The 25,264-nt window shown below is 46.2% G+C and carries 14 protein-coding genes; 13 read left to right on the plus strand and 1 reads right to left on the minus strand.

Annotation, left to right across the window (positions count from 1 at the left end):
- Positions 1-13 precede the first annotated feature (13 nt).
- The 10 genes from EYA81_RS12670 to EYA81_RS12715 all read left to right on the plus strand — a co-directional run bounded on the left by EYA81_RS12670 (position 14) and on the right by EYA81_RS12715 (position 18,153).
- Complete coding sequence (locus EYA81_RS12670; RefSeq protein WP_117965934.1) at positions 14-2,245, plus strand: GH92 family glycosyl hydrolase; 2,232 nt, start codon at positions 14-16, stop codon at positions 2,243-2,245.
- A gap of 11 nt (positions 2,246-2,256) precedes the next feature.
- Entirely contained in the window at positions 2,257-2,850 is a 594-nt protein-coding gene (locus EYA81_RS12675; RefSeq protein ID WP_117601122.1) for an RNA polymerase sigma-70 factor, read from the plus strand.
- Between the two features lie 11 nt (positions 2,851-2,861).
- On the plus strand, positions 2,862-3,851 hold the full coding sequence (locus EYA81_RS12680; protein WP_165491389.1) for a FecR family protein: 990 nt from the start codon (positions 2,862-2,864) through the stop codon (positions 3,849-3,851).
- A gap of 65 nt (positions 3,852-3,916) precedes the next feature.
- Positions 3,917-6,193, plus strand: a complete 2,277-nt coding sequence (locus EYA81_RS12685; RefSeq protein WP_117965937.1) for a GH92 family glycosyl hydrolase — start codon at positions 3,917-3,919, stop codon at positions 6,191-6,193.
- Between the two features lie 304 nt (positions 6,194-6,497).
- Positions 6,498-9,884, plus strand: a complete 3,387-nt coding sequence (locus EYA81_RS12690) for a TonB-dependent receptor (RefSeq protein WP_117965940.1) — start codon at positions 6,498-6,500, stop codon at positions 9,882-9,884.
- Positions 9,885-9,895: 11 nt separating this feature from the next.
- A complete protein-coding gene (locus tag EYA81_RS12695) occupies positions 9,896-11,485 on the plus strand; it encodes a RagB/SusD family nutrient uptake outer membrane protein (RefSeq protein WP_117965943.1) in 1,590 nt (529 codons plus the stop codon).
- A 22-nt stretch (positions 11,486-11,507) separates the two neighbouring features.
- Positions 11,508-12,521 carry a glycoside hydrolase family 18 gene (locus tag EYA81_RS12700; RefSeq protein WP_117965946.1) on the plus strand — a complete coding sequence of 338 codons (1,014 nt, stop codon included), beginning with the start codon at positions 11,508-11,510 and terminating at the stop codon, positions 12,519-12,521.
- Between the two features lie 9 nt (positions 12,522-12,530).
- A complete protein-coding gene (locus EYA81_RS12705) occupies positions 12,531-13,685 on the plus strand; it encodes a DUF1735 and LamG domain-containing protein (RefSeq protein ID WP_117965949.1) in 1,155 nt (384 codons plus the stop codon).
- 38 nt (positions 13,686-13,723) lie between these two features.
- Positions 13,724-15,706 carry a BT_3987 domain-containing protein gene (locus EYA81_RS12710; protein ID WP_117965952.1) on the plus strand — a complete coding sequence of 661 codons (1,983 nt, stop codon included), beginning with the start codon at positions 13,724-13,726 and terminating at the stop codon, positions 15,704-15,706.
- A 167-nt stretch (positions 15,707-15,873) separates the two neighbouring features.
- Positions 15,874-18,153 carry a GH92 family glycosyl hydrolase gene (locus EYA81_RS12715; protein ID WP_117965955.1) on the plus strand — a complete coding sequence of 760 codons (2,280 nt, stop codon included), beginning with the start codon at positions 15,874-15,876 and terminating at the stop codon, positions 18,151-18,153.
- Between the two features lie 58 nt (positions 18,154-18,211).
- Here the strand turns inward: EYA81_RS12715 and EYA81_RS12720 are convergent, their stop codons facing one another.
- On the minus strand, positions 18,212-18,766 hold the full coding sequence (locus EYA81_RS12720) for an RNA polymerase sigma-70 factor (protein WP_117588972.1): 555 nt from the start codon (positions 18,764-18,766) through the stop codon (positions 18,212-18,214).
- Between the two features lie 218 nt (positions 18,767-18,984).
- On the opposite strand from EYA81_RS12720, the gene EYA81_RS12725 reads away from it, so the two are divergent.
- The 3 genes from EYA81_RS12725 (at position 18,985) to EYA81_RS12735 (ending at position 25,262) form a co-directional block, all read left to right on the plus strand.
- On the plus strand, positions 18,985-19,905 hold the full coding sequence (locus EYA81_RS12725; protein ID WP_117588973.1) for a FecR family protein: 921 nt from the start codon (positions 18,985-18,987) through the stop codon (positions 19,903-19,905).
- Between the two features lie 173 nt (positions 19,906-20,078).
- Positions 20,079-21,734: an IS1182 family transposase gene (locus EYA81_RS12730; protein ID WP_118434923.1), complete on the plus strand. Its 1,656-nt coding sequence runs from the start codon at positions 20,079-20,081 to the stop codon at positions 21,732-21,734.
- Between the two features lie 237 nt (positions 21,735-21,971).
- Complete coding sequence (locus EYA81_RS12735) at positions 21,972-25,262, plus strand: TonB-dependent receptor (RefSeq protein WP_226791310.1); 3,291 nt, start codon at positions 21,972-21,974, stop codon at positions 25,260-25,262.
- The last annotated feature ends 2 nt before the right edge of the window (positions 25,263-25,264 follow it).

Here is a 25,264-nt window from a genome sequence, read left to right on the forward strand (position 1 = left end):
ACCCTATAATGTTATGAATTTGATAAAATCTTGTTGTTTGTTTGTGGTCTTTTCATCCTTTCTGGCATGTACCCCACAAGTGTCGGATGTGAAGAGTATGTCTTATACAGAGTTCGTGAACCCCTTTATCGGTACAGATTTTACTGGAAACACCTATCCGGGTGCCCAGGCACCGTTTGGCATGGTGCAACTCAGTCCTGACAACGGACTGCCGGGCTGGGACCGTATTTCCGGATATTTTTATCCAGACAGTACCATTGCAGGCTTCAGCCATACCCATCTCTCCGGAACCGGCGCTGGTGACTTGTATGATATCTCTTTTATGCCGGTGACATTGCCTTATAAGGAGGCGGAAGCTCCGCTCGGCATTCACTCTTTGTTCTCTCATTCGGAAGAGTCGGCAAGCGCCGGATATTACCAGGTGCGTCTGAAAGATTATAATATCAATGTAGAGTTGACGGCCACCGAGCGTTGTGGCATTCAGCGGTATACTTTCCCCAAAGCCGATGCTGCCGTTTTCCTGAATTTGCGGAAAGCCATGAATTGGGATTTTACCAATGATTCTCACATAGAAGTCGTCGATTCGGTAACGGTGCAAGGTTACCGTTACTCTGACGGTTGGGCACGCGACCAGCGCCTCTACTTCCGTACCCGTTTCTCCAAACCGTTTGTTGTGATGCAGCTCGATACAGCTGCCATAGAGAAAGATGGCAAGCGGATAGGGACATCCGTCATTGCACGATTCGACTTTCAGACTAAGGAAGGAGAACAGATTCTTGTTAGTACTGCCATCTCCGGTGTGAGTATGGAAGGGGCGGCACGTAATTTGGCAGCCGAAGTACCCGATGATGATTTCGACAAATACCTGGCAGCTGTGCAGGATGATTGGAACAAACAATTGTCCCGGATAGAAATAAAATGCGATGACCGTGATGAGAAAGTCAAGTTCTATACGGCTTTGTATCATTCGATGATTGCTCCTACCATTTACAGTGATGTGGACGGTGCTTATTACGGTCCCGACAAGCAAGTGCACCGTGCGGAGAGCTGGACAAATTACAGTACTTTCTCCTTGTGGGACACTTACCGTGCGGCTCATCCTCTCTATACCTTTATTGAGCCGGAACGGGTGAACGATATGGTGAAGTCCTTCCTCGCCTTCTTCGAACAGAACGGTCGCCTTCCCGTATGGAATTTTCAGGGGAGCGAGACAGATATGATGATAGGTTACCACTCTGTACCAGTTATTGTAGATGCCTATCTGAAAGGTATTGGGGACTTCGATGCGAAAAAGGCCTTGGAGGCTTGTGTAGCTACTGCCAATATCGATTCTTATCGTGGCATTGGGTTATATAAGAAATATGCTTATGTTCCTTATAATGTGACGGATCAGTATAATTCGGAAAACTGGTCACTTTCTAAAACACTGGAATATGCATACGATGACTATTGTATAGCCCGTATGGCAGAGAAACTGGGCGATAAGGAGGTAGCGGACGAGTTTTATAAGCGTTCCCGTAATTACCGGAATGTTTACAATCCGGTAAGTTCTTTCATGCAGCCCCGTGATGACAAGGGAGAGTTTATCCGGAACTTCTCGCCGGACGACTATACTCCGCACATCTGCGAGAGCAACGGCTGGCAGTACTTCTGGTCTGTACAGCAGGATATTGACGGCTTGATAGCTTTGACCGGAGGTAAGGAACGGTTTGCCCAGAAGCTGGACAGTATGTTTACCTATAATCCTTCTGCAGATGATGAGCTGCCTATTTTCAGCACCGGAATGATTGGCCAGTATGCGCATGGAAATGAGCCTAGCCATCACGTCATTTATCTGTTCAATGCTGTGGATCAACCTTGGAAAACCCAGAAATATGCAGCCCGGGTGATGCATGAACTCTACCTGAACACTCCTGCCGGTTTGTGTGGCAACGAGGATTGCGGACAGATGTCTGCTTGGTATGTGTTCAGTGCGATGGGCTTTTATCCGGTAGACCCGGTTGGCGGAAAATATGAAATCGGTACCCCCCTATATCCGGAAATGAAGATGCACCTGCCTGGTGGAAAGACCTTTAAGGTACTGGCACCGGCGGTGAGCAAGGAAAATTGCTACATTCAATCTGTCAAACTCAACGGTAAGAGCTATGACAAAAGTTATATTACGCATGAACAGATAATGGATGGAAGTGTTTTCGAATTTGAAATGGGGGATAAGCCAGGTGATGCATGGTACAGCCCCCGATAACCGGCTAAAATATGGATGAACATTTCGACTTGACATATAAATCCCTTTTCCGCAGGTATTATACCAATCTGCTGTTCTACGCCACACGCATTGTGGGGGAAGAAGATGCGGAAGATGTGGTGCAGGATGTTTTCGTGGAGCTGTGGAAGCGGAAAGATACCATGAAGGTGGGAGAGCAGATTCAGGCTTTTTTGTATAGGGCGGTGTATACCCGTGCCTTGAACGTTCTGAAGCATCGGGACATTGTAAGTGGCTATGAGGCTGTCATGCTCGAAATCCATAAAAAGAGGGTTGAGTTCTATCAACCCGACAGCAATGATGTGGTGAAACGGATAGAGGATGCCGAACTCAGAAGGAAGCTGTCCGATGCCATCAATGAATTGCCGGACAAGTGCCGGATGGTATTCAAACTCAGCTATCTGCATGATATGAAGAATAAGGAGATAGCTGATACGATGGGAGTGTCATTGCGTACGGTGGAGGCTCACATGTACAAAGCTTTGAAGTTGCTGCGCGATAAACTGGGGTATCTGAACCTGATGTTGGCTCTGTTTTTCATCGGGAAAGTAAGTGTTTTTGCGAGCAGCGTTGTTTTATTATCATAATGAAGGAAAGAATGAATAAGTTGAATGAGGAGATATTGGCCAAGTTCCTTATGGGTGAATGTACGGAAGATGAACTTCGTGAGGTGAACGCCTGGCTGGAAGGGTCGGGTGAGAATGCACGCGAATTGTTCAGGCTGGAGGAGATTTACCACTTGGGGAGACTGGGGGATACTTCGAATGCACAAGACATAGAAAAGGTCGAAAAGCGATTGTTTAAAAGGTTGGAACAAGAGAAGACGAAACAATACAAGGTACGGAGGATGGTTGGATGGATGCGGTATGCGGCCGTATTTGTGGGCTTCTTCCTTTTGGGTACTTTCGGCTATCTTTTTTATCAGACTTATAGCCAGCCGGAAACATTACTGGCTGTCACCACTCATGATAAGATTAAGGAATTGAAACTGCCGGATGGCACAAAAGTCTGGCTGAATAAAAATACTACCTTGAAATATCCGTATGAGTTTGCAGGGAAGGGAAGAAAGGTTTATCTGGAAGGAGAAGGATATTTTGAGGTAATGAGGAATCCGGAAAAACCGTTTGTCGTACAGAGTGAGGCCATGCAGGTCAGAGTATTGGGAACTGTTTTCAACCTCAAGTCTGACAAGGCTAAGATGTCTGCAGTAGCTACCCTTCTGAAAGGCGAAGTAGAGGTGAAAGGCAATCATGGCGAGGGTATGATTATCCTTGCCCCCGGACAGAAAGCCGAGCTGAACGGAATGACTAGGCGTCTGGTGGTGAAGCAGGTGGATACGGGAATCGAAAACTGGCACAATAATGAGTTTGTCTTTGAGAAGGCTGACCTATACACCATTGCGCGTACATTGGAGAATTCGTATGGGGTGAGGATAATTCTGGCACCGAACATAGATGTAAGCAAGACCTACTCGGGTACACTGAAGAAAAAAGAGAGTGTGGGGGCTGTGCTGAATCTGATAAAGAATGCCATTCCATTGGAGTATAAAATTGTGGGGAACAGTGTTTTCCTCTCCTCAATGAAGTAGGAAGGCCGCACAAATCCGAGATATGACGAGAAGAATTTATTTAATACTAACAACTTTCTAATATTATGCGAAAATTAATCCTATTGTTTCTTTTTGTGAGCAGTTCCTTGTGGCTGCATGCCAAGGACTTTACCCAGTATGTCAGTCCTCTTGTCGGCACGCAGTCTACTTTCGAGCTTTCCACCGGTAATACCTATCCTGCGATCGCACGTCCCTGGGGTATGAACTTCTGGACTCCTCAGACTGGTAAGATGGGTGACGGCTGGCAATACGTCTATACCGCGAACAAGATCCGTGGTTTCAAGCAGACACACCAGCCCAGTCCCTGGATTAACGACTACGGGCAGTTCTCCATCATGCCGGTGGTTGGCAAGCCCGAGTTTGATGAGGAGAAGCGTGCAAGCTGGTTCTCCCACAAGGGCGAAGTGGCACTTCCTCATTATTATAAGGTATATCTTGCCGAACACGATGTGGTTACCGAGTTCACCCCTACCGACCGTGCCGTATTGTTCCGTTTCACTTTCCCTGAAAATGATCATTCATACGTTGTTGTTGATGCCTTTGACAAGGGCTCTTATGTGAAGATACTTCCGGAACAGAATCGTATTATCGGTTATACTACCCGTAACAGCGGCGGTGTTCCCGAGAACTTCAAGAACTATTTCGTGATAGAGTTCGACAAGCCTTTTACTTATAAGGCGTCTGTAGCCGATGGCGTCTTGACCGAGAATAAGGTTGAGCAGGAAGCCGGACACGCCGGTGCTGTTATCGGCTTCAAAACCCGCAAGGGTGAAGTGGTACATGCCCGTGTAGCCTCTTCTTTCATCAGTTTTGAGCAGGCTGACCGTAACTTGAAGGAGCTTGGCAATGACAATTTGGAAACATTGGTTCAGAAAGGTCAGGATGCCTGGAACAAGGTGCTGGGCCGTATTGATGTGGAAGGCGGAACCCTTGACCAGTACCGTACTTTCTACTCATGTTTGTATCGTTCCTTGTTATTCCCCCGTGCATTCTATGAACTGGATGAGGCGGGAAGTCCTATTCATTACAGCCCTTACAATGGTCAGGTGCTGCCCGGTTATATGTATACGGATACCGGTTTCTGGGATACTTTCCGCTGTCTCTTTCCATTCCTTAATCTGATGTATCCGTCAGTGAACAGGCAGATTCAGGAAGGTCTTGTCAACACCTATAAGGAAAGCGGTTTCTTCCCCGAATGGGCAAGTCCGGGTCACCGTGGCTGTATGATTGGCAACAACTCTGCTTCCGTACTGGCAGATGCCTATCTGAAAGGTGTGAAGGTGGAGGATGTGCAGACGCTGTACGAAGGTCTCATCAACGGTACAAAGAATGTCCATCCCGAGGTCTCTTCTACGGGTCGCCTCGGCTATGAGTATTACAATAAGCTTGGTTATGTTCCCTACGATGTGAAAATCAACGAGAACACTGCCCGTACTTTGGAGTATGCTTATAATGACTGGTGCATCTACCGCATGGCAAAAGAGTTGAACCGTCCGAAGAAGGAGCAGAAACTCTTTGCGGAACGTGCCATGAACTATAGGAATGTGTTTGATAAGGAAAGCAAGCTGATGCGTGGTCGTAATCAAGACGGCCAGTTCCAGGCTCCTTTCTCTCCATTGAAGTGGGGTGATGCCTTTACTGAAGGTAACAGTTGGCACTATTCCTGGTCTGTATTCCACGACCCTCAAGGTCTGATAGACTTGATGGGTGGCAAGGAATCTTTCGTGGAGATGCTTGACTCTGTATTTATTGTTCCACCCTTGTTCGATGACAGCTATTACGGCCAGGTAATCCATGAAATCCGTGAGATGACAGTGATGAATATGGGTAACTATGCCCATGGCAACCAGCCCATCCAGCACATGATTTACCTTTATAATTATGCCGGGGAGCCTTGGAAGGCCCAATATTGGCTTCGTCAGGTAATGAACCGCATGTACACTGCCGGTCCCGACGGTTATTGCGGTGACGAGGACAACGGTCAGACTTCCGCGTGGTATGTCTTCTCTGCACTTGGTTTCTATCCGGTTTGCCCTGGTACGGACGAGTATGTACTGGGCGCCCCTCTGTTCCGTAAGGCTACCCTCCATTTCGAGAACGGTAAGTCCCTGACAATTGACGCTCCGGATAACTCACCGGAGAACATGTATATCGAGTCTCTCAAGGTGAACGGCGTGGATTATTCCAGGAATTATCTGACGCATGGCAATTTGCAGAATGGCGGTACCTTGAGGTTTGATATGGGCAGCCAGCCTAATATGAAGAGAGGTACGCAGCCGGAAGATTATCCTTATTCTTTCTCGAATGAACTGAAGAAGTAAAGAATAGTAATAATATAGTAAGAAAAGGGTTGCCTCGAAAATAAGTTGATATATCATTTTGTTATTTACTATCTGTATTATAGGTGTTTTTCTTGAATCAGGTGGAAATAATTATTTACTTCGTTAGTAATATTGAGCAAAATGATATATCAACTTATTTTCGGGGTAACTCTTTTTTTTTAGGATTAATGATAAAAAAGATACTTTTTCAGTAAGTGTATTTTCATTGTCTGTTGTTTTATATAGGAATGCGAGAGAATGAATCTCTCGAAGTAATTTATTGTATAACCTATAAATTGTGTTTATGAAAGACAATTATGCTTTTCGGAGTTCGACGTTCATGCGGGCTTTATTAGTTTTGTTGTTCATGGCAGTTTCTATCCAGTGGGGCTTTGCCCAATTAAACCTGAATGTGTCTCGCGGCACATTGAGGACAGTCATTGAACAAATCAAGTCTCAATCCAAGTATCAATTTTTTTATGACGACAAACTGGCTGCGTTGCCGGTAGAAAACGTCAAAGTGAACAATGCGTCTATAGAAGATGCTTTGAATGTTATTCTCAAAGGGAAAGACATTTCCTATAAAGTGGAGGATAACATCGTTTATCTTTCTGAAAAGTCTGCTGCTCCTCAAGAGGGCAACCAACAAGGGAAAGAACGGACGATTACCGGAGTCGTGTCAGATGACATGGGACCTCTGATTGGTGTGAATGTATTGATAAAAGGTACCAGCAACGGGTGCATTACCGACCTCGACGGTAACTTTACGTTGACCACTACGGAAGCGAATCCGGTGATCGTATTCTCTTATATCGGTTATACTACTCAGGAAATTCCCGTGAAAGGTAATGCACCGATTAATGTGATGATGGCCGGAGATACCCAACAGCTTGAAGAAGTTGTGGTTACTGCCCTAGGTATCAAGCGTTCGGAAAAGGCATTGTCCTACAATGTACAGCAGGTGAATACAGATGCCATTACTTCCAATAAAGACGCCAACTTTGTGAACTCATTGAGTGGTAAAGTAGCAGGTGTGAATATCAATGCTTCTTCATCCGGTGTGGGTGGCGTGTCAAAGGTAGTGATGCGTGGTACGAAATCCATCATGCAGTCTTCCAATGCACTTTATGTAATTGACGGTGTGCCTATTTTCTCTGGCCGTGGTACTGCCGGAGGTAAGGAGTTCGACTCCCAGGGATCTTCAGAACCGATTGCTGACATCAACCCGGAAGACATCGAGTCAATGTCGGTCTTGACTGGCGCCGCCGCTGCTGCCTTGTACGGTTCGGAAGCTGCCAACGGTGCCATTGTCATCACTACAAAGAAAGGTAAAGAAGGTAAGGTGAGTCTTACTGTCAGCAGCAATACTGAATTCACCAATCCGTTTGTGATGCCGAGCTTCCAAAACCGGTATGGTACGGGAACCGGTGGTGTGATGAGCACTTCAGGAGCCATGAGCTGGGGAGCTCCTTTGTCTGCAGCCAATAATTACAATTACAGTCCGAAAGATGATTATTTCCAGACGGGTATTGTAGGGACGGAAAGCATCTCTTTGTCAACTGGTACAGAAAAAAACCAGACGTATGCATCGGCTGCTGCCGTAAACTCTAAGGGTATTGTTCCCAACAACAAATACAACCGTTACAACTTCACGGTACGTAATACCACTACTTTCTTGGACGACAAGATGACTTTGGACTTCGGTGCAAGCTATATTCTGCAGAATGACCAGAACATGACGAACCAGGGTACCTACAATAACCCGTTGGTGGGTGCTTATTTGTTCCCGCGCAGCAACGACTGGTCGGATATCAGCATGTATGAGCGCTATGACGCTGCCCGTAAGATTTATACGCAATATTGGCCGGTAGGGGACGAAGGTATGGTAATGCAGAATCCTTATTGGATTAACTACCGCAATTTGCGCCAGAACAAGAAGGATCGCTATATGCTGAATGCCGGTTTGAGCTATAAGATTCTGGACTGGCTGACTGTTTCAGGACGTGTACGTTTGGATAACTCCAATAATGACTATACAGAAAAGTTTTATGCTTCTACCAATACTCAGCTCACCGAGAGTTCTTCACGAGGTCTTTATGGTATTACTAAGACGCAGGACAAACAGTTGTATGCTGACTTCCTGGTGAGTATCAACAAATATTTCGGTGAAGACTGGTCACTCCAGGCCAACGTCGGTGGTTCATTCTCCGATATACGTTCGGATGCAATGAAAACACGTGGTCCGATTGCTGACGGTGGTGATGCTTTCGGTGGTGAACCGGTAGGTCTAACCAACTACTTTGCTATCCAGAACCTGAGTGCCAGCAAGACACAGCGCTTGCAGGAGGGATGGCGTGAACAGACTCAGTCTCTCTTCGCTTCGGCTGAGCTTGGTTACAAGAATACTTACTTCTTGACGCTGACCGGACGTAACGACTGGCCTTCACAGTTGGCAGGTCCCAACTCCAACAGTAAATCATTCTTTTATCCTTCAGTCGGTGGTTCTGTTGTACTGTCTGAACTGATGCCTAACTTGAACAAAGATTATCTTTCTTTTATAAAGGTTCGTGGTTCATGGGCATCTGTTGGTAGTGCTTTCTCCAGATACTTGGCTAATCCTCACTACGAATGGAATTCAAGTTCCGGTCAATGGAGTATCACGACTCAATATCCGTTGTATAATCTGAAGCCTGAGCGTACCAATTCTTGGGAAATCGGTTTGAACATGCGTTTCCTCAAAAATTTTGAATTGGATGTGACATATTACAATGCCAAGACTATGAATCAGACATTCAATCCGCAGTTGCCTGTCAGCGGTTGGTCGGCTTTGTATATCCAGACCGGTGCCGTACGTAACTCCGGTATTGAGTTGTCACTGAACTATAAGAATACTTGGAAGGACTTTACATGGGATACTGGTATAACTTTTTCCAGCAACAAGAATAAGATTTTGACACTGGCAGACAAAGCCATCAACCCCGTTACCGGTGAGTTGTTCTCTTTGAGCACGTTGAATATGGGTGGTTTAGGTGATGCCCGCTTCTTGCTGAAAGAGGGAGGAAGCATGGGGGACCTTTACTCTCTGAGAGATATGAAGCGTGATGCCAATGGACAGATTTTTGTAGACCAGAACGGAGCAGTTGCTACGGAAACCATTACCGATCCTGACAAATACATCAAATTGGGAAGTGTACTTCCTAAGGGGAATTTGGCTTGGCGTAACAACTTCATCTGGAAGAATTTCACAGCAGGCTTTTTGATTTCAGCCCGTTTGGGTGGTGTGGTCTACTCACGTACACAAGCCATGTTGGATTACTATGGTGTGTCTGAGGCTTCTGCGGATGCACGTGATTTAGGTTACGTATTGGTGAATGGCAAGGACAAGGTAAATCCCGAAACATGGTATGGTGTAGTCGGTAGTGGTACAGCTGTTCCCCAATACTATACTTACTCTGCTACCAACGTTCGCCTGCAGGAAGTTTCCTTGGGTTACACTATTCCCAAAAAGTTGTTGAACGATGTGTGTGATATCAAGGTTTCGTTGGTAGGCCGCAACTTATGGATGATTTACAGCAAGGCTCCTTTCGATCCAGAAAGTGTGGCTTCTACCGATAACTTCTATCAGGGAATCGACTATTTCATGATGCCGGCTTTGCGTAACATCGGCTTTAGCTTGAGCTTTAAATTTTAATACCAAACGATATGAAAAAGAGAAATATAATAAATAAATTGATTATTGCTCCATTGGTTATGGGCTTTATGTCCTGCACCGGCAATTATATGGATATCAATTCCAATCCTTATCAACCGGGCGATTTGACTCCCGATGATTATGCACTGGGTTCTGCCATGAGTAACTTGGCAAGTACGGTTATTTCGTCAGACGTCAATACGGCACAATTTACCGATTGTTTGTTGGGCGGACCGTTGGGAGGTTATTTTGCCGATTCAAATGCCGGCTGGTCCAATACAATATCCAATTTTAATGCTACGAATGACTGGACACGCGTATTCTTGATGAGTGACCGTATCATCTCGACATTATATGCTAACTTGAGCACAGTGAAACAAGTATCGGAGAATACCAACAATCCGGTTCCCTATGCTATTGCACAAATCATAAAGGTTGCTGCCATGAGCCGCGTGACTGATACATACGGTCCCATCCCTTATTCCAAGATTGGTCAGGATGGCAAGATAACTATTCCTTATGATACGCAGGAAGAAGTCTACAATGCATTCTTCAAGGAACTGGACGAGTCCATTGAGGTGCTGACCGAGAACAGAAACGCGGCGTTGGTCGCTTCTGCAGACTTCGTATACAGCGGTAATGTACAGAAATGGGTGAAATTTGCCAACTCGTTGAAGTTGCGTCTGGCTATCCGCATTGCCAATGTAAGTCCTGCCAAGGCCAAAGAGATGGCTGAAAGCGCAGTGAATCATGAACTGGGCTTGATTGAAACAAATGCAGACAATGCTACATGGAAGTATTTCGGAACAATCAGCAACCCGCTGTTTATGGCAGTGCGTTATAATGAAGAAGCATCAGGCGGTGATACCCATCCTGCTGCTGACATCATCTGTTACATGAACGGTTACAATGACAATCGCCGCGCCAGCTATTTTGAAGAATCCAAATGGGAGGGAGAGTCTTATGTAGGATTACGCCGTGGTATCGATCTCAGCAAAGCGAGGGAATCTTTCATAAATTATTCACGGGTGAAGATTTCCTCTTCAGACCCTGTGCTTTGGATGAATGCAGCGGAAGTTGCCTTCTTGCGCGCTGAAGCTACTGCAGTCTATGGTTTCAGCATGAAAGGAACTGCGGCTGATTTTTATGAACAAGGTGTCCGCCTTTCTTTTGAACAATGGGGAGCTACGGGGGTAGATAGTTATCTGGCTGATGAAAGCAGTGTCCCTGCCCTTTATAAGGATCCTGCTGGTCTTAATACGTATGAAAAGAACCTTTCAAACATTACCATCAAATGGAATGAGGGAGCATCCAAAGAGGAAAAGCAGGAGCGTATCATTACTCAGAAATGGATTGCTAACTGGCCGTTAGGCAACGAGGCTTGGGCTGATTACCGTCGTACGGGTTATCCCAAACTGTTGCCTGCAACCAGCGAAGGCAATAAGAGTAATGGAATTGTTGACAGCGAGAAAGGTGCACGTCGCATGCCTTATCCTTCTGAAGAATATACAAATAATACTGAAAACGTGCAGGATGCAGTAAGCAATTATCTGGGTGGACCGGACAACATGGCTACTGATGTATGGTGGGCACGTAAATAATAACAATAAATGCTGAATAATTATGAAATTATATAAGAAATCATTTAAAGGAATTGCGCTGGCAGCTTTTTCCGTATTGGCATTGTCTGCCTGCTCCGACTGGACAGATACAGAAAGCATCAATTTGGCAGAACCCGGAATCGACGAACAGTCTCCCGAATTGTATGCCAAGTATCTGAAGAACTTGCAGGAATATAAGAATTCTGACCATAAGATTGTGTACGGCTGGTTTGATAATAGTGAGAAAGTTCCTTTCAGTCGTGGGCAACACATGTCAGATGTGCCTGACAGTCTGGACGTAATTATTGTGACTACTCCCGATTTAGTGGAATTCGAACTGAAAGACATTGTAAGTGTACACGAGAAAGGAACAAAAGTATTCTACTCTATCAGTTATGACAATATCTTGAAGGAACATACCGACAAGGTGAAGGAAGGAACGGAAACGTCCACATTCTCGGCTTATCTTTCTGCTGAGTTGAACAGATTGATTGCTCTGGAAGCTCCTTTCGACGGCATTGTTGCTGAATATCGCGGCAGCAATCCTATCTACATGTCCGAAGCTGACAAGGCTGAAGCAAAGGCAAATCAAGATACCTTTTTCAGTGTGATAGCCAACTGGAAGAGCGCCAATTCGGGTAAGAAGCTGGTGTTCCAGGGGTATCCTGCCAACCTGATAGGTCAGTCTGTACTGTCTTCTTGTGACCATATCATCTTGATTACAAATGATGTCACGGATGTTGCCCAACTGGGGATAGAAGCGCTTCAGGCCTTGATGGCAGACGGTGTTCCGGCTGACCGCTTCATTGTATCGGCATCTACCATCTCTCTGGATACAACTGATAAGACTACCGGATATTACAATGCTTTGAGAGCTCTGTCGGAAGCCGCTTATTGGGTGACAGAGCCGTCTGCTGAGTTTATAAAAGCTGGTTTGGCTATTGAGAACATGCAGAATGATTACTACAATGCAACCAATACCTACCAATACGTGAGAGAAGCTATCAATATTATGAATCCTGCTCCTAAAAAATAAAAGAATATCATGAAACTGAAAAGTATATATTTAGTATCGATGGCATTATTGGCAGGTGTATTTGCTGCTTGTAATGATAATGACGTTGAGAATTTCGATAATCAGGTGTATATCAACAGCTCGGCGATGACCAGCACTGTGTTGTTGAAAAACACAGTTTCCGATACGGAAGGTTCATTCCGGATTTCAATGGCTCGCCCTGAATCACGGGACATAACTATTTCCTTGAAGGCGGACCCTTCCTTGGTAGCTACTTATAACGCCACCTATTATGACACAGCCGAGGCGCTGCCGGAAAATTATTATACGGTAGAAACTCCGCAGGCTACCATTTTGGCCGGTGCTGTCATTTCAGATGACATCACTGTCAGCTTCAAGAACTTGACGGAACTGGACCGTGAGAAGGTATATGTATTGCCGGTTACGGTAGACCAGGCAAGTATCGGAGTCTTGAAGAGCTCCGGTACTATGTACTACGTGCTGAAGGGTGCTGCATTGATTAATACGGTTCCTGATATTACCAAGAATCTGGTTTACGTAACTTGGACCAATCCGGATGTAGCCAATAATATGAATAAACTGACGGCAGAAGCGTTGATTCGCGTAAGCAAGTTCGACAAGATGCTGACTTCCATTATGGGTATCGAAGGCAAGTTCCTGCTCCGTATCGGTGATGCCGGAATTCCTCAGAACCAATTGCAGGTGGCTACAAGCAGTGGCAATGTGACTGATGAGAGTCTGGCTATTCCGACAAATGAATGGACACATATAGCTGTGACCTACGATGCGGATGCAAAAACTGTTATAGTTTACATCAATGGTAAGAATATGTTGGAGACTACTTTGGACTGCGGTGCTGTGAACTGGGGGCAGACTATGACTGATGAAGGTAACGGATTCTGGATTGGTCATTCATACAATCGTGACCGCTGGTTGGAAGGTAACATCTCAGAGGTACGTATCTGGAACAAGGTGTTGACATCAGCAGAAATCAATGCAAAGGACCACTTCTACCAGGTAGATCCGGATGCTGACGGACTGGTTTCTTACTGGAAGTTCGATGAAGGTGCCGGTACTGCCATTCATGACTATAGCGGAAATGAGAACAATGCTACTGCAGTTGAACCATTGACTTGGACTGCTGTGGAACTGCCCGCCAAATAATTTAGTTATACCTTAATTCAAATAAAAAGATATTGATTATGAAATATATGAATCATGTAAAATCAGGCTTGCTGGCAATGGCTTTTGCATGTGCAGGAATATGCTTTACCGGTTGTGAAGATGATGTTGTCATCAACACCGGCAACAGCGACAAGCTGGATACTGTGGATGGCGTGTATGGTTATGTAAAGTCTGCCGCTGGTGCACGTGAACTTACTCCGATTTCCGTTTTTGGCGACAAGGTTGCTACCGGACATCTCTATTTTGAACTGAGCAAAGCTGCAGAGCAGGATGTTACGGTGACCTTCAAAGTGGACGAAGACGTTTTGGAAGCTTATAATAAGAAGAATGGAACAAGCTATAAAATGTATCCCGCCGATAAGTTGAGTCTGGCGAACGGTGGAACTGTCATTATCAAGGCGGGCGAACAGAAGTCGGCTTCTGTGGAACTGAATATCAATGCAGGAGGCACAATCGGACAAACTTATGCTGTTGCCGTTTCTGCATCTGCCAATAACGGTGTGGAAGTTTCTACAAACAATCAGGAATATATTTACTTGGTAAAGCCTTTGGCTGCTATTCCTGAGAGTATCAGTAAGGGTGATATACTTACACATTGCTTTGTGGAAGTAAATGACGAGAACATCTTGAATATGGGTGAATATACCATGAAGAGCGACGGAAAGCCTTTCTTTGATGTAGTCAGCATTTTTGCTGCCAATATCAATGTGGATAGCAAGACCGGTCGCGTACATGTTTTTTGCAATGACCAGGTTTCTTTCTTGCTGAGAAATGCGGATAAGTTCATCCGTCCTTTGCAGGCTAAGGGCATTAAGGTGGCTATGACTATTCTTGGCAACCATGATGAGGCCGGTATGGGTAACCTTTCTGAAGCTGCCGCCAAAGACTTTGCCAAGGAACTGAAGGCTTATTTGGATATCTATGGTTTGGATGGCATTGACTTTGATGATGAGTACACCAGTTACAACAACTCCAACCCCAGTCCCGGCTTCGAAAAACGTTCACGTGCCAACTTCGCACGTTTGGTTTATGAGTGCCGCCAGGTATTTGGAGATAAACTGATCGGTGTGTATGAATATGGTTCGCTTGATTCTCCCGATGGCGAGGTAGAAGGTGTGAAAGTTGGTGATATTGTGGACTATATGACCTATGGTTATTACCAGAATCAGAATCCTAATGGAGCTTTTGGCCGTGAAGCGTCTCATTTTGAGAACCTGCCCAAATCCAAGTATGCTCCGCTGCCTTGGAAGATTAATGATGAGTTGAACGGAGGTTGGAATGGATTTGACAAGAGCAAATTCCAAAAAGTGAAAGATGAAGGTTATGGCATTCAGATGTTCTACAATCCCAAACCGCTGATGTATCAGTATTATACGCTGCTTTCGGAAATAAGTAAAGTACTTTTTGATGATGAAGTGGAGTGGAGCGGTAAGTACTGGAACCGTACTGGTGAAGCTTATCAAGGAAAGATGATGGGCTATGAAGATTTGGTCGGTGAATGGAAAGTAACTTCCAGTAACTCCCTCTTTACCTATGTGGATGAAGAAGGCAATCCTCGCTGGTGGGATTGGAAAGGCAGTCAGGATTTTGAGAAGAATGTAATTATAGAGAAAGATGAAGAAGGTACCGGATATGTAGTTTACAACTGGGGTACTTTCCCCGAAATTACCGGTAAGTATCCGATGCATTGCGATTACTATAACGGTGCACTGCTCATCTATCCGCAAACCATTCATGAGGGCGATGCTGAAGACCCTGCTACCTACAAGATGCATTTCGGTACTTATAGTAATGCCTTCCAGTGGAAAGCATATCCTAAGTATGATAATTATTCCATGGATGGCGATATTGCTCCTAACGGTGATATGCGTATCTATGGTTTGGGCAACAGATGGGCTATCAACCCTTATAAGTATGTAGGCGGTGAGATTGAGAACGACATCTTCCCCGATGTTCCTTACTTCGTGAGTGAGAACTATACGATGAAGAAGGTACGCTGATGCCATGTTTTCCGTAAACTGAGGTTTCGGAAAAATGGATGCTTGAACCTTTTCATACATGAAACAAAGGAGGGCTTTGCTCAAAGTAATGGGGCGGCCCTCCTCAAGCATTCTCATATAACAAGATTCTATTATGAAGCTATACACTTACTTATACAATAAACAATATGAAGAAAAACATGAAATCTAGTTCCATACTGTTGGGCGGACTTTTTCTGCTGGGGGCGGTTTGCAGCTGTACCCAGACGGCACCGGACTATGCGTCTTACGTCAATCCGTTCATCGGTACGGGCGGACATGGGCATACCTATCCCGGAGCGGTAGTTCCCAACGGAATGATTCAGCCCAGCCCCGACACGCGTATCTACGAGTGGGATGCCTGCTCCGGATATTACTATGCAGATACTACTATCAACGGATTTTCACATACTCACGTCAGCGGTACGGGTTGTGCCGATTACGGGGATGTGTTGCTGATGCCCACTGTAGGGCGGCAGGATTACCACTCTATGGGCTCGAAGAGCCAGCAGATGGCGTACGCCTCTGCCTTTTCCCACGAGAATGAAACAGCCGAACCGGGATATTATTCCGTATTTTTGGACCGCTACGGGGTGAAAGCCGAACTGACCTCTACCAAACGTGCGGCGATTCATCGCTATACCTTCCCGAAAGCGGAAGATGCAGGCTTTATCCTCGACTTGGATTATAGCATTCAGCGCCAGAAGAATGAACAGATGGAGCTGGAAGTAATCAGCGATACTGAAATCCGTGGACGCAAGAAGACTGTATATTGGGCTTTCGACCAGTATATCAACTTCTACGCCAAGTTCTCCAAACCATTTACCTATACGCTGGTCACGGACTCCATGGCATTGGACGAAGGCGGTCCGCTTCTGCCTACAGCTAAAGCTTTACTGCAATTCCAGACGGAGCCCAATGAGGAGGTATTGGTAAAGGTAGGTGTGTCTGCCGTGGATATGGACGGTGCCCGCAAGAATGTGGAAGCCGAAATCTCCGGATGGGATTTTGACGGTGTGCGCCGTGCTGCCCGCCAGCAGTGGAACACTTATCTCTCCAAGATTGACATCGATACGAAGGACAACGACCAGCGTACCATGTTCTACACGGCACTTTACCACACGGGCATGCAGCCCAACTTATTTACCGATGTCGACGGACGTTACTTTGGTATGGACTTGAAGCCCCATCAAGGCAGGGTGGACGAGCCTGTCTACACCATTTTCTCTTTATGGGACACTTTCCGTGCCTATCATCCGCTGATGACGATTATCGATCCAGAACTGAACGAGGCCTTCATCCGTTCGCTCATCCAGAAGTCCCGCGAGGGCGGCGTCCTGCCTATGTGGGAACTGGCCGGAAACTATACGGGTACCATGATTGGTTATCATGCAGCTTCCCTCATAGCGGATTCGTATGTAAAGGGATACCGTAACTTCGACGTGCAGGAGGCCTATAAGGCTTGCCTCCGTACGGCAGAATACGATACGACGGGCATTATCACGCATCCTTTGGTTGTGCCGCATCTGATGCCGCAGGCCAAGTACTGGAAGAACAAGATTGGCTACGTGCCTTGCGACAAAGACAATGAGTCCGTGGCAAAAGCGCTGGAGTATGCTTACGATGACTGGTGCATCTCTGTACTGGCAGGTGCCTTGGACGACGAAGTCAACCGCGACAAGTATGCTGCCTTTGCCGAGGGATATAAAGTTTATTTCGATCCGAGTACCCGTTTCATGCGTGGACTGGACAGTGAGGGCAACTGGCGTACGCCTTTCAACCCCCGCGCATCCAATCACCGTAACGATGACTATTGCGAAGGCACTGCCTGGCAGTGGACTTGGTTCGTTCCCCACGATGTAGACGGATTGGTAGAACTGATGGGAGGACGCGACGCTTTCATCGGCAAGTTGGATTCTCTGTTCACTGCCGATTCCAAGCTGGAAGGTGAATCGACTTCGGTGGATATTTCCGGTCTGATAGGCCAGTATGCTCACGGCAATGAGCCGAGCCATCACATTGCCCATCTCTACAACTACGTAGGCCAGCCCTGGCGTACGCAGGAGATTGTGGATGAGGTGCTGCATACGCTTTACTTCAACAACCCCGACGGACTTTCGGGCAATGAAGACTGCGGACAGATGTCTGCATGGTACATTCTGAATGCGATGGGCTTCTATCAGGTATGCCCCGGCAAGTCGGTATATTCCATCGGACGCCCGCTGTTCAACGAGGCGACCGTTCATCTGAAAGACGGCAAGTCGTTCAAGGTGATAGCCCACAACAATAGCCGCGATAACAAGTATGTGCAGAGCATTGTGCTGAACGGCAATAAGCTGGAGACTCCATTCTTCACGCATCAGGATATAGTGGACGGCGGTACACTGGAACTGACTATGGGCAGCGAACCGCTGAAGCCGGAAGAGTAAATGGATTATTATGCTCACAAGATTCCCTGATGAGCAATACCTTTAATAAGGTGGAGTCCTACCGGGAAATGAATAGCAGCAGCAACGGCATGTATTCTTTTAGCTCGTTGCGCAGAAATTCCAATGTTTTTTGTTTATAGCGGTTGACTGACTTCACACTAAGGTTCAGCTCTTCCGCTATTTCTGTATGCGTTTTTCCCTTGAAGAAGCTCTCGATGAAGACAATGCGGTAGCTCTCGGGAAGCTTGTTCAGGGTACCGTACAGCATCCGGTACATTTCGTCTAAGGTATATACACTGTCCGGTTCCGTTTCGTAGACAGGGGTTTTCTTTTTGACGACTTCCGCATAATTCCATTCATATTCCTGATGCTTCAGGTAGTTCAGGCAATTGTTCCTCACGCACATCTTGAGGTAACCCAATATCGTTTTCGGGTCTATCTCGAAGTTGTCCATGTTGTTCCATAGGGAGGCGAATACTTCGGAAACAATGTCTTCGCGAGTCTCTTTATTGTCAACAAAACGCTTGGCATACAAGCAGAAGGGGGCATAGTACTCCTCGTAGAGCTGCTTGAATACTTGTTTCTTGCTTTGTTCATTAAGAGATAGTTTCATAATATATCTACAGTATTTCGAAGGCAAATATACAATAAGAAAGTCAAATAAAAGGTTCTTTTTGAAATTTAAAAGAACAAAGCTGTGGCAATAGGCAAGTAGTATTTTGTTATTAAGGACCCAATTGAAAAAACTTTGTTTTAGCTGTCCCTTTTTGATTTCCCGATTGTATTATCTATGTAATTGCAATTATAAATAGGTTATAAGGTTTAGAGATTATGGAAAAATTAGATTCGGATTTATTGTTTCGGAAAGCACAAGCATTGGGAGATGATATCCGGGAAATGGAATCAATTGATGTGGCCAAAGCTTTTGAACGGACACAGCAGTTGATAAGGAAAAAGCGGGGTAGGCAGATGTATGATAGCTTGATGCGCTATGCCGCATTCTTGACGTTACCTTTGCTGATGATTTCGCTGACGTTGGGCTACTTATATTTCAGTGGACCGGAAGCGGTAGACTGCTACGCCGAAGTCACGGCTGCCAAAGGTTCGGTCATCCGTTATGAGCTTCCTGACCATTCGGTGGCGTGGCTCAATGCGGGAAGTACCTTGCGTTATCCCATAGTTTTCAGGAAAGACAATCGGAGCGTGGAACTGAAAGGGGAAGCGTATTTTGAAGTGCAGGCCGACAAGAAACGTCCTTTTTATGTGAACACACTGGATGGATTGAGTGTATATGTATACGGAACGAAGTTCAACGTGGCTGCCTACGAGGATGAAGAACTTATTGGTACGGTGTTGGAGAAAGGTAAGGTAAATGTGGTAACCCCCAATCAGGAGACAATGGAATTGTTACCCGGAGAGCAGTTGCTTTACAATCGGAACAGTCGGAAATGGATTAAAAATAAAGTGGATGTCTACGAGAAGGTGGCTTGGAAAGACGGAAAGCTGATTTTCAGGAATGCGACGTTGGAAGAGATATTCAAAAGGCTTTCAAGGCATTTCAATGTGGATATTGAGTTTGACAATAGGTTGGGAAAGGAATACAAGTACCGGGCGACTTTCCACAAAGAGACCTTGCAGCAGATTTTGGATTATCTGGCAAAGTCGGCAGCCTTGAAGTGGAGGGTGGAAGATGCTGCGCAGCAGGCAGACGATACCCTTACGAAGGCTAGGATTATAGTAAACTTATATTAGTAACCCTTAAAACCATAAAGAGCCTATGATATAGTATAAGAAGAGCAAAAACAAAAAAGAAGGTGTGTCAAAATGCACACCTTCATTATTTTACGTACAAAGCCCCGACTTTCACAAGCTGGGGCTTTGTTATTACCTAAAGATTCTGTATCTTTAGGCATAAGAATTTCACTATGACAAAGATACATTTTCGTCCTTACATTCCCAACCAAACCGTTCTTTTTCCTCAAAGAATTGATGAGGATATTGCAGAAAACGATCCGGTGCGCATGGTTGACGCCCTGGTTGAGGGCTTGAATCTTGAAAGTTTCAGAAAGCTGTATAAGGAATGCGGCCGCAGCCCTTACCACCCCAAGATGATGCTCAAGGTCATTCTGTATGCCTATATGAACAACATCTACTCCTGCCGGAAAATTGAAAAGCTTCTTCACCGTGACATCCATTATATCTGGCTGGCCGGATATGAGAAACCGGATTTCATTACCATCAACCGTTTCCGCAACCGGGTGAAGAAGGAAATCAACGAGGTGTTTACGCAAACCGTACTTCTTCTCTCTTCCAAAGGCTTCATCAGCCTGAATGTGGAATACATTGACGGGACAAAGATCGAATCCAAAGCCAACAAGTACACTTTCGTCTGGCGAAAAACGGTTGAGCGGAACCGTGAACGCCTGATGAAGAAGATACATGTCCTGTTAGGGCAGATAGACGATGTCATTGCCCGGGAGAAGTCATCAGAGAACAATGAGGAGGTTGAGTTCACTCCGGCCATGCTGACTGAAATGGCAGGAGAATTGCGTCATGCATTGGAACAGGTTTCCGAGCCATCCGCGAAAGAGGAAAAGACTGAACTGAAAAAGAAACGCAAACAGCTGAAGGAACTGGAAGAACACAGGGACAAACTGCAGGAATACGACTGCCATCTGGAAACACTGCAAGAGAGGAATTCCTATTCCAAGACGGACAAGGACGCTACTTTTATGAGAATGAAGGAGGATGCCATGCGCAACGGACAGACGAAGCCCGGTTACAACCTTCAAATCGGCACCGAAAATCAGTTCATCACCGATTTTGCACTCTTCCCGAACCCTACGGATACACTGACCCTGATTCCTTTCCTGCAATCTTTTTCAAACAGGTATGACCGGATGGCCCATACGGTGGTTGCTGATTCCGGCTATGGCTCCGAAGAGAATTACCGCTTCATGTCCGAAAACGGCATGGAAGCCTACGTAAAGTACAACTATTTCCACATGGAGCAGCGGCCGAGATTCAAACCGGACCCGTTCAAGGCCGAAAACTTCTACTACAATGAAGAACATGACTTCTGCATCTGTCCTATGGGGCAAAGGATGCGGAGGATAGGCACCAGGAATGTGAAAACCGCATCCGGATATGTCAGCGAAAATGCACGGTACAGAGCTGTCAGGTGTGAAGGCTGTCCCCTGCGATGCCGCTGTTTTAAAGCAAAAGGAAACAGGACGATAGAACTGAATCATAGGCTTAGACAATACAAGCGGAGAGCCAAAGAACTGCTCTGCTCAGAGAAAGGACTGAAACACAGAGGGCAGAGATGCATAGAACCGGAAGCCGTGTTCGGACAAATTAAAAACAATATGAACTACAAACGTTTCCGACATTTTGGAAAGGACAAGGTCTTCATGGACTTTGCCTTCCTAGCCATTGCCTTCAATATAAAAAAGATGTGTGCAAAACTGACAAAAGAAGGTATGAACTGGCTGATAGGATGGTTTTATGAGCTTACTGTCGCTTTATTTAGATGCTGGAGACACATAAATCAAAGAAATCTTCGAATTATCGCAGCTTGAAGAAAATAAACCGATTTATATCGGTGATAAACAAGAAAGAAGGTGCATCGTGCATTACGACACACCTTCCTACTCATTAAAAAACTCACGGATTTTGGTTTAGCAGACAAGAAGCCGTGAATCAAACCTTAGTTCATTTAGTAATAAACTTTAGTTAACCGCAAATGTATGAAAAATAATCATTCATTTAGTGCAGTATGCCTTAAATATACCTTAAAATTAAAACTTCCTTTACCTATGAGGATAAGTCTAATACTACTTTTTGCTGTTGTATTACAGCTTCCTGCCAGTAACGGGTACGCCCAGCGGACGCGAGGCTCCTTTTCTATGTCGAGTGTTTCCATAGAAAATGTATTGAATAAGATAGAGGAGAACTCCGACTATGTGTTCCTCTATAATAACAAGACGATTCAGGCAGACCGCATTGTTTCGGTAAACAGCCGGTCGGGAAAGATAACAGAGATCCTGGATGACATGTTTCGTGGAACAAATGTCACTTATACATTGGTAGACAATCAGATAATCTTGTCCACGAAACAGATAAAGCAACAAGAACCCAAAATCAAGGTGGACGGCGTGGTCAAGGATGCTACCGGCGAACCGCTGATTGGCGTCAACGTGAAGGTGAAGAATACCATTGCCGGTACCATTACTGATTTGGACGGCAAGTTCAACTTGGCGGTAAACAAGGGGGACGTTCTCGAAATCTCTTATGTGGGATATACTACTAAGGAAATCAAGATAATAGACGATCGAATCCTGAATGTGCTGTTGGAAGAAGATTCGCAGAAGCTGAACGAGGTAGTGGTCACTGCCCTGGGTATCAAGCGTGCCGAGAAAGCGTTGAGCTACAACGTGCAGCAGGTGAAACAAGACGAGCTGGTCCGTGTGAAGGATGCTAACTTCGTGAACTCGCTGAGCGGAAAGATTGCCGGTGTAAGCATCAACAAGAGTGCTAGCGGCGTGGGAGGAGCTACCCGCGTGGTGATGCGTGGAGCCAAGTCCATCGAGGGCGACAACAATGCACTCTACGTGGTGGACGGTATCCCTTTGTTCAACACCAATATGGGGAATACGGACAGCGGTATCATGGGTGAGGGCAAGGCCGGAACGGAAGGTATTGCTGACTTCAACCCCGAAGACATCGAAAGCCTCTCCGTGTTGAGCGGCCCTTCGGCAGCCGCCTTGTACGGTAGCAGCGCCGCCAACGGGGTGATTCTGATTACTACCAAAAAGGGCAAGGAAGGAAAACTTTCCGTCCAGTTCTCTTCTTCCACGGAGTTTAGCAAAGCCTACATGACACCGGAGTTCCAGAGCACCTACGGCAATAAAAAGGACATGTACGAAAGCTGGGGAGAAAAGCTGGCTACCCCTTCTGCCTACGATCCGAAGGACGACTTCTTCAATACCGGAACCAACTTCATCAACTCGTTGACATTGACCACGGGCACCAAGCAGAACCAGACGTTCGCGTCCGTATCATCCACCAACTCGGCCGGTATTGTGCCCAATAACTCTTACGACCGTCTGAACTTCACTATCCGCAACACTGCCACCTTCTTCAAGGATAAACTGCAACTCGACCTGGGCGCGTCGTATGTGAAGCAGAAAGACCGCAACATGGTGTCGCAAGGACAGTACTGGAATCCGGTGATGGCTGCCTACCTCTTCCCGCGGGGAGAAAACTTTGAAGACATCAAGACTTTTGAGCGTTATGATGACAGCCGTAAGTTTCCCGTACAATACTGGCCGGTGTCCGAACCTACCTACGCTTCGCAGAACCCTTACTGGACTGCCTACCGCAATGTGGCTACCAACGAGAAGAGCCGCTACATGTTCAACGTGGGGCTGACCTACAAGATTACCGACTGGCTGAACGCCGCCGCACGCTTCCGCATGGACGATACGCATGTGCTCTTCGAACGCAAGATTTACGCCACTTCCGACCAGAAGTTTGCCGAGGGAAAGAAAGGACATTATGGCTACAGCAACTATAACGACCGCCAAGAATACGCCGACTTCATGCTGAATGTCAACAAGCATATCCGGGACTTCAGCATTGCTGCTAACTTGGGCTGGAGCTATTCTAACTATTGGCTATTGGAGAGAGGATATAAAGGAACATTGAGCCTGGTACCCAATAAATTCGTGGCAGTCAACATCGACCCGGCCAATGGACGTGTCTCCGAAAAGGGCGGTGATAGCCGCGTGCGCAACCATGCCGTCTTTGCCAATGTGGAATTAGGCTGGAAGAGTATGCTTTACTTGACGCTGACCGGACGTAACGACTGGAACTCCCGTCTGGTGAACACCGACGAAGAGTCCTTCTTCTATCCTTCCGTAGGTTTGTCGGCCATCATTTCCGAAATGGTAGATTTGCCCCGGTTCATTTCTTACTTGAAGGTACGTGGTTCCTTTACCGAAGTGGGCGCTCCAATTTCCCGTTCCGGTCTGACTCCCGGTACGGTGACAACTCCCATTGACGGCGGTACGGTGAAGCCTACCTATATCTATCCGTTTACCGACTTCAAGGCAGAGCGTACCCGTTCGTATGAATTCGGTTTAAGTTTGCGTTTGTGGAACAAGTTGAGTGCAGAAGTCACTTACTACCATTCCAATACCAAGAACCAGACTTTCTTGGGTAACTTGCCTGAATTTACCGGTTACAAGCAGATTTACTTGCAGGCCGGTAATGTGGAGAACCGCGGATGGGAAGCCTCTTTGGGTTACAATGACAAGCTGAAGAACGGACTGGCATTCTCCTCCACATTGACATTTTCGCGTAACGTCAACAGAATTAAAGAAATGGTGGATGGTTACCATACTGATTTGTTGGACGATCCCATCCAGATTTCTGAAGTTGTGAAAGATGGCGGACGTATCATTTTGAGGAAAGGTGGCAGCATTCACGACATTTACGCCAATACCTTCTTGAAGAAAGATCATCAGGGTTATGTAGAGATAAAGAGTGACGGTACGTTTGAACTGGATAATAGCGGTAAGCCCGTCTATTTGGGCAAGACTTCCCCCGACTTCAATATGGGATGGAACAACTCCTTGTCGTACAAAGGACTCGGACTCAGCTTCCTGCTCAACGGACGTTTCGGAGGTGTGGTTACCTCCTCTACCGAAGCATTGCTCGACCGTTTCGGCGTGTCGAAGCGTTCGGCCGAGGCACGTGACAATGGCGGTGCATTATTGCCGGGACAGGGCAGGGTAGATGCAAAGACCTACTACCAGATGATTGGTACAGGAGGTTACGAGACCTCCGGCTACTATGTCTACAGCGCTACCAACATCCGTTTGCAGGAGTTGACACTCAGCTACACCATGCCCAACCGCTGGTTTGGCAACGTACTGAAGGACGTGACGGTTTCCTTCATTGCCAACAATCCCTGGATGTTGTACTGCGAGGCTCCGTTCGACCCCGAACTGACTCCCTCTACCGCCACCTACGGACAAGGCAACGATTACTTTATGCAGCCAAGTGTGCGTAGCTTTGGCTTTGGTATTAAATTCAAATTATAACA

The organism is Bacteroides sp. A1C1, from assembly GCF_004328515.1.
GTDB lineage: Bacteria > Bacteroidota > Bacteroidia > Bacteroidales > Bacteroidaceae > Bacteroides > Bacteroides uniformis.

What these genes read in the sequence shown, in the direction of transcription:
- EYA81_RS12670 (WP_117965934.1), top strand. Translation starts at nt 14, where the DNA reads ATGAATTTGATAAAATCTTGTTGTTTGTTTGTGGTCTTTTCATCCTTT.
- EYA81_RS12675 (WP_117601122.1), top strand. Translation starts at nt 2,257, where the DNA reads ATGGATGAACATTTCGACTTGACATATAAATCCCTTTTCCGCAGGTAT.
- EYA81_RS12680 (WP_165491389.1), top strand. Translation starts at nt 2,862, where the DNA reads ATGAATAAGTTGAATGAGGAGATATTGGCCAAGTTCCTTATGGGTGAA.
- EYA81_RS12685 (WP_117965937.1), top strand. Translation starts at nt 3,917, where the DNA reads ATGCGAAAATTAATCCTATTGTTTCTTTTTGTGAGCAGTTCCTTGTGG.
- EYA81_RS12690 (WP_117965940.1), top strand. Translation starts at nt 6,498, where the DNA reads ATGAAAGACAATTATGCTTTTCGGAGTTCGACGTTCATGCGGGCTTTA.
- EYA81_RS12695 (WP_117965943.1), top strand. Translation starts at nt 9,896, where the DNA reads ATGAAAAAGAGAAATATAATAAATAAATTGATTATTGCTCCATTGGTT.
- EYA81_RS12700 (WP_117965946.1), top strand. Translation starts at nt 11,508, where the DNA reads ATGAAATTATATAAGAAATCATTTAAAGGAATTGCGCTGGCAGCTTTT.
- EYA81_RS12705 (WP_117965949.1), top strand. Translation starts at nt 12,531, where the DNA reads ATGAAACTGAAAAGTATATATTTAGTATCGATGGCATTATTGGCAGGT.
- EYA81_RS12710 (WP_117965952.1), top strand. Translation starts at nt 13,724, where the DNA reads ATGAAATATATGAATCATGTAAAATCAGGCTTGCTGGCAATGGCTTTT.
- EYA81_RS12715 (WP_117965955.1), top strand. Translation starts at nt 15,874, where the DNA reads ATGAAGAAAAACATGAAATCTAGTTCCATACTGTTGGGCGGACTTTTT.
- EYA81_RS12720 (WP_117588972.1), bottom strand. Translation starts at nt 18,766, where the DNA reads ATGAAACTATCTCTTAATGAACAAAGCAAGAAACAAGTATTCAAGCAG.
- EYA81_RS12725 (WP_117588973.1), top strand. Translation starts at nt 18,985, where the DNA reads ATGGAAAAATTAGATTCGGATTTATTGTTTCGGAAAGCACAAGCATTG.
- EYA81_RS12730 (WP_118434923.1), top strand. Translation starts at nt 20,079, where the DNA reads ATGACAAAGATACATTTTCGTCCTTACATTCCCAACCAAACCGTTCTT.
- EYA81_RS12735 (WP_226791310.1), top strand. Translation starts at nt 21,972, where the DNA reads ATGAGGATAAGTCTAATACTACTTTTTGCTGTTGTATTACAGCTTCCT.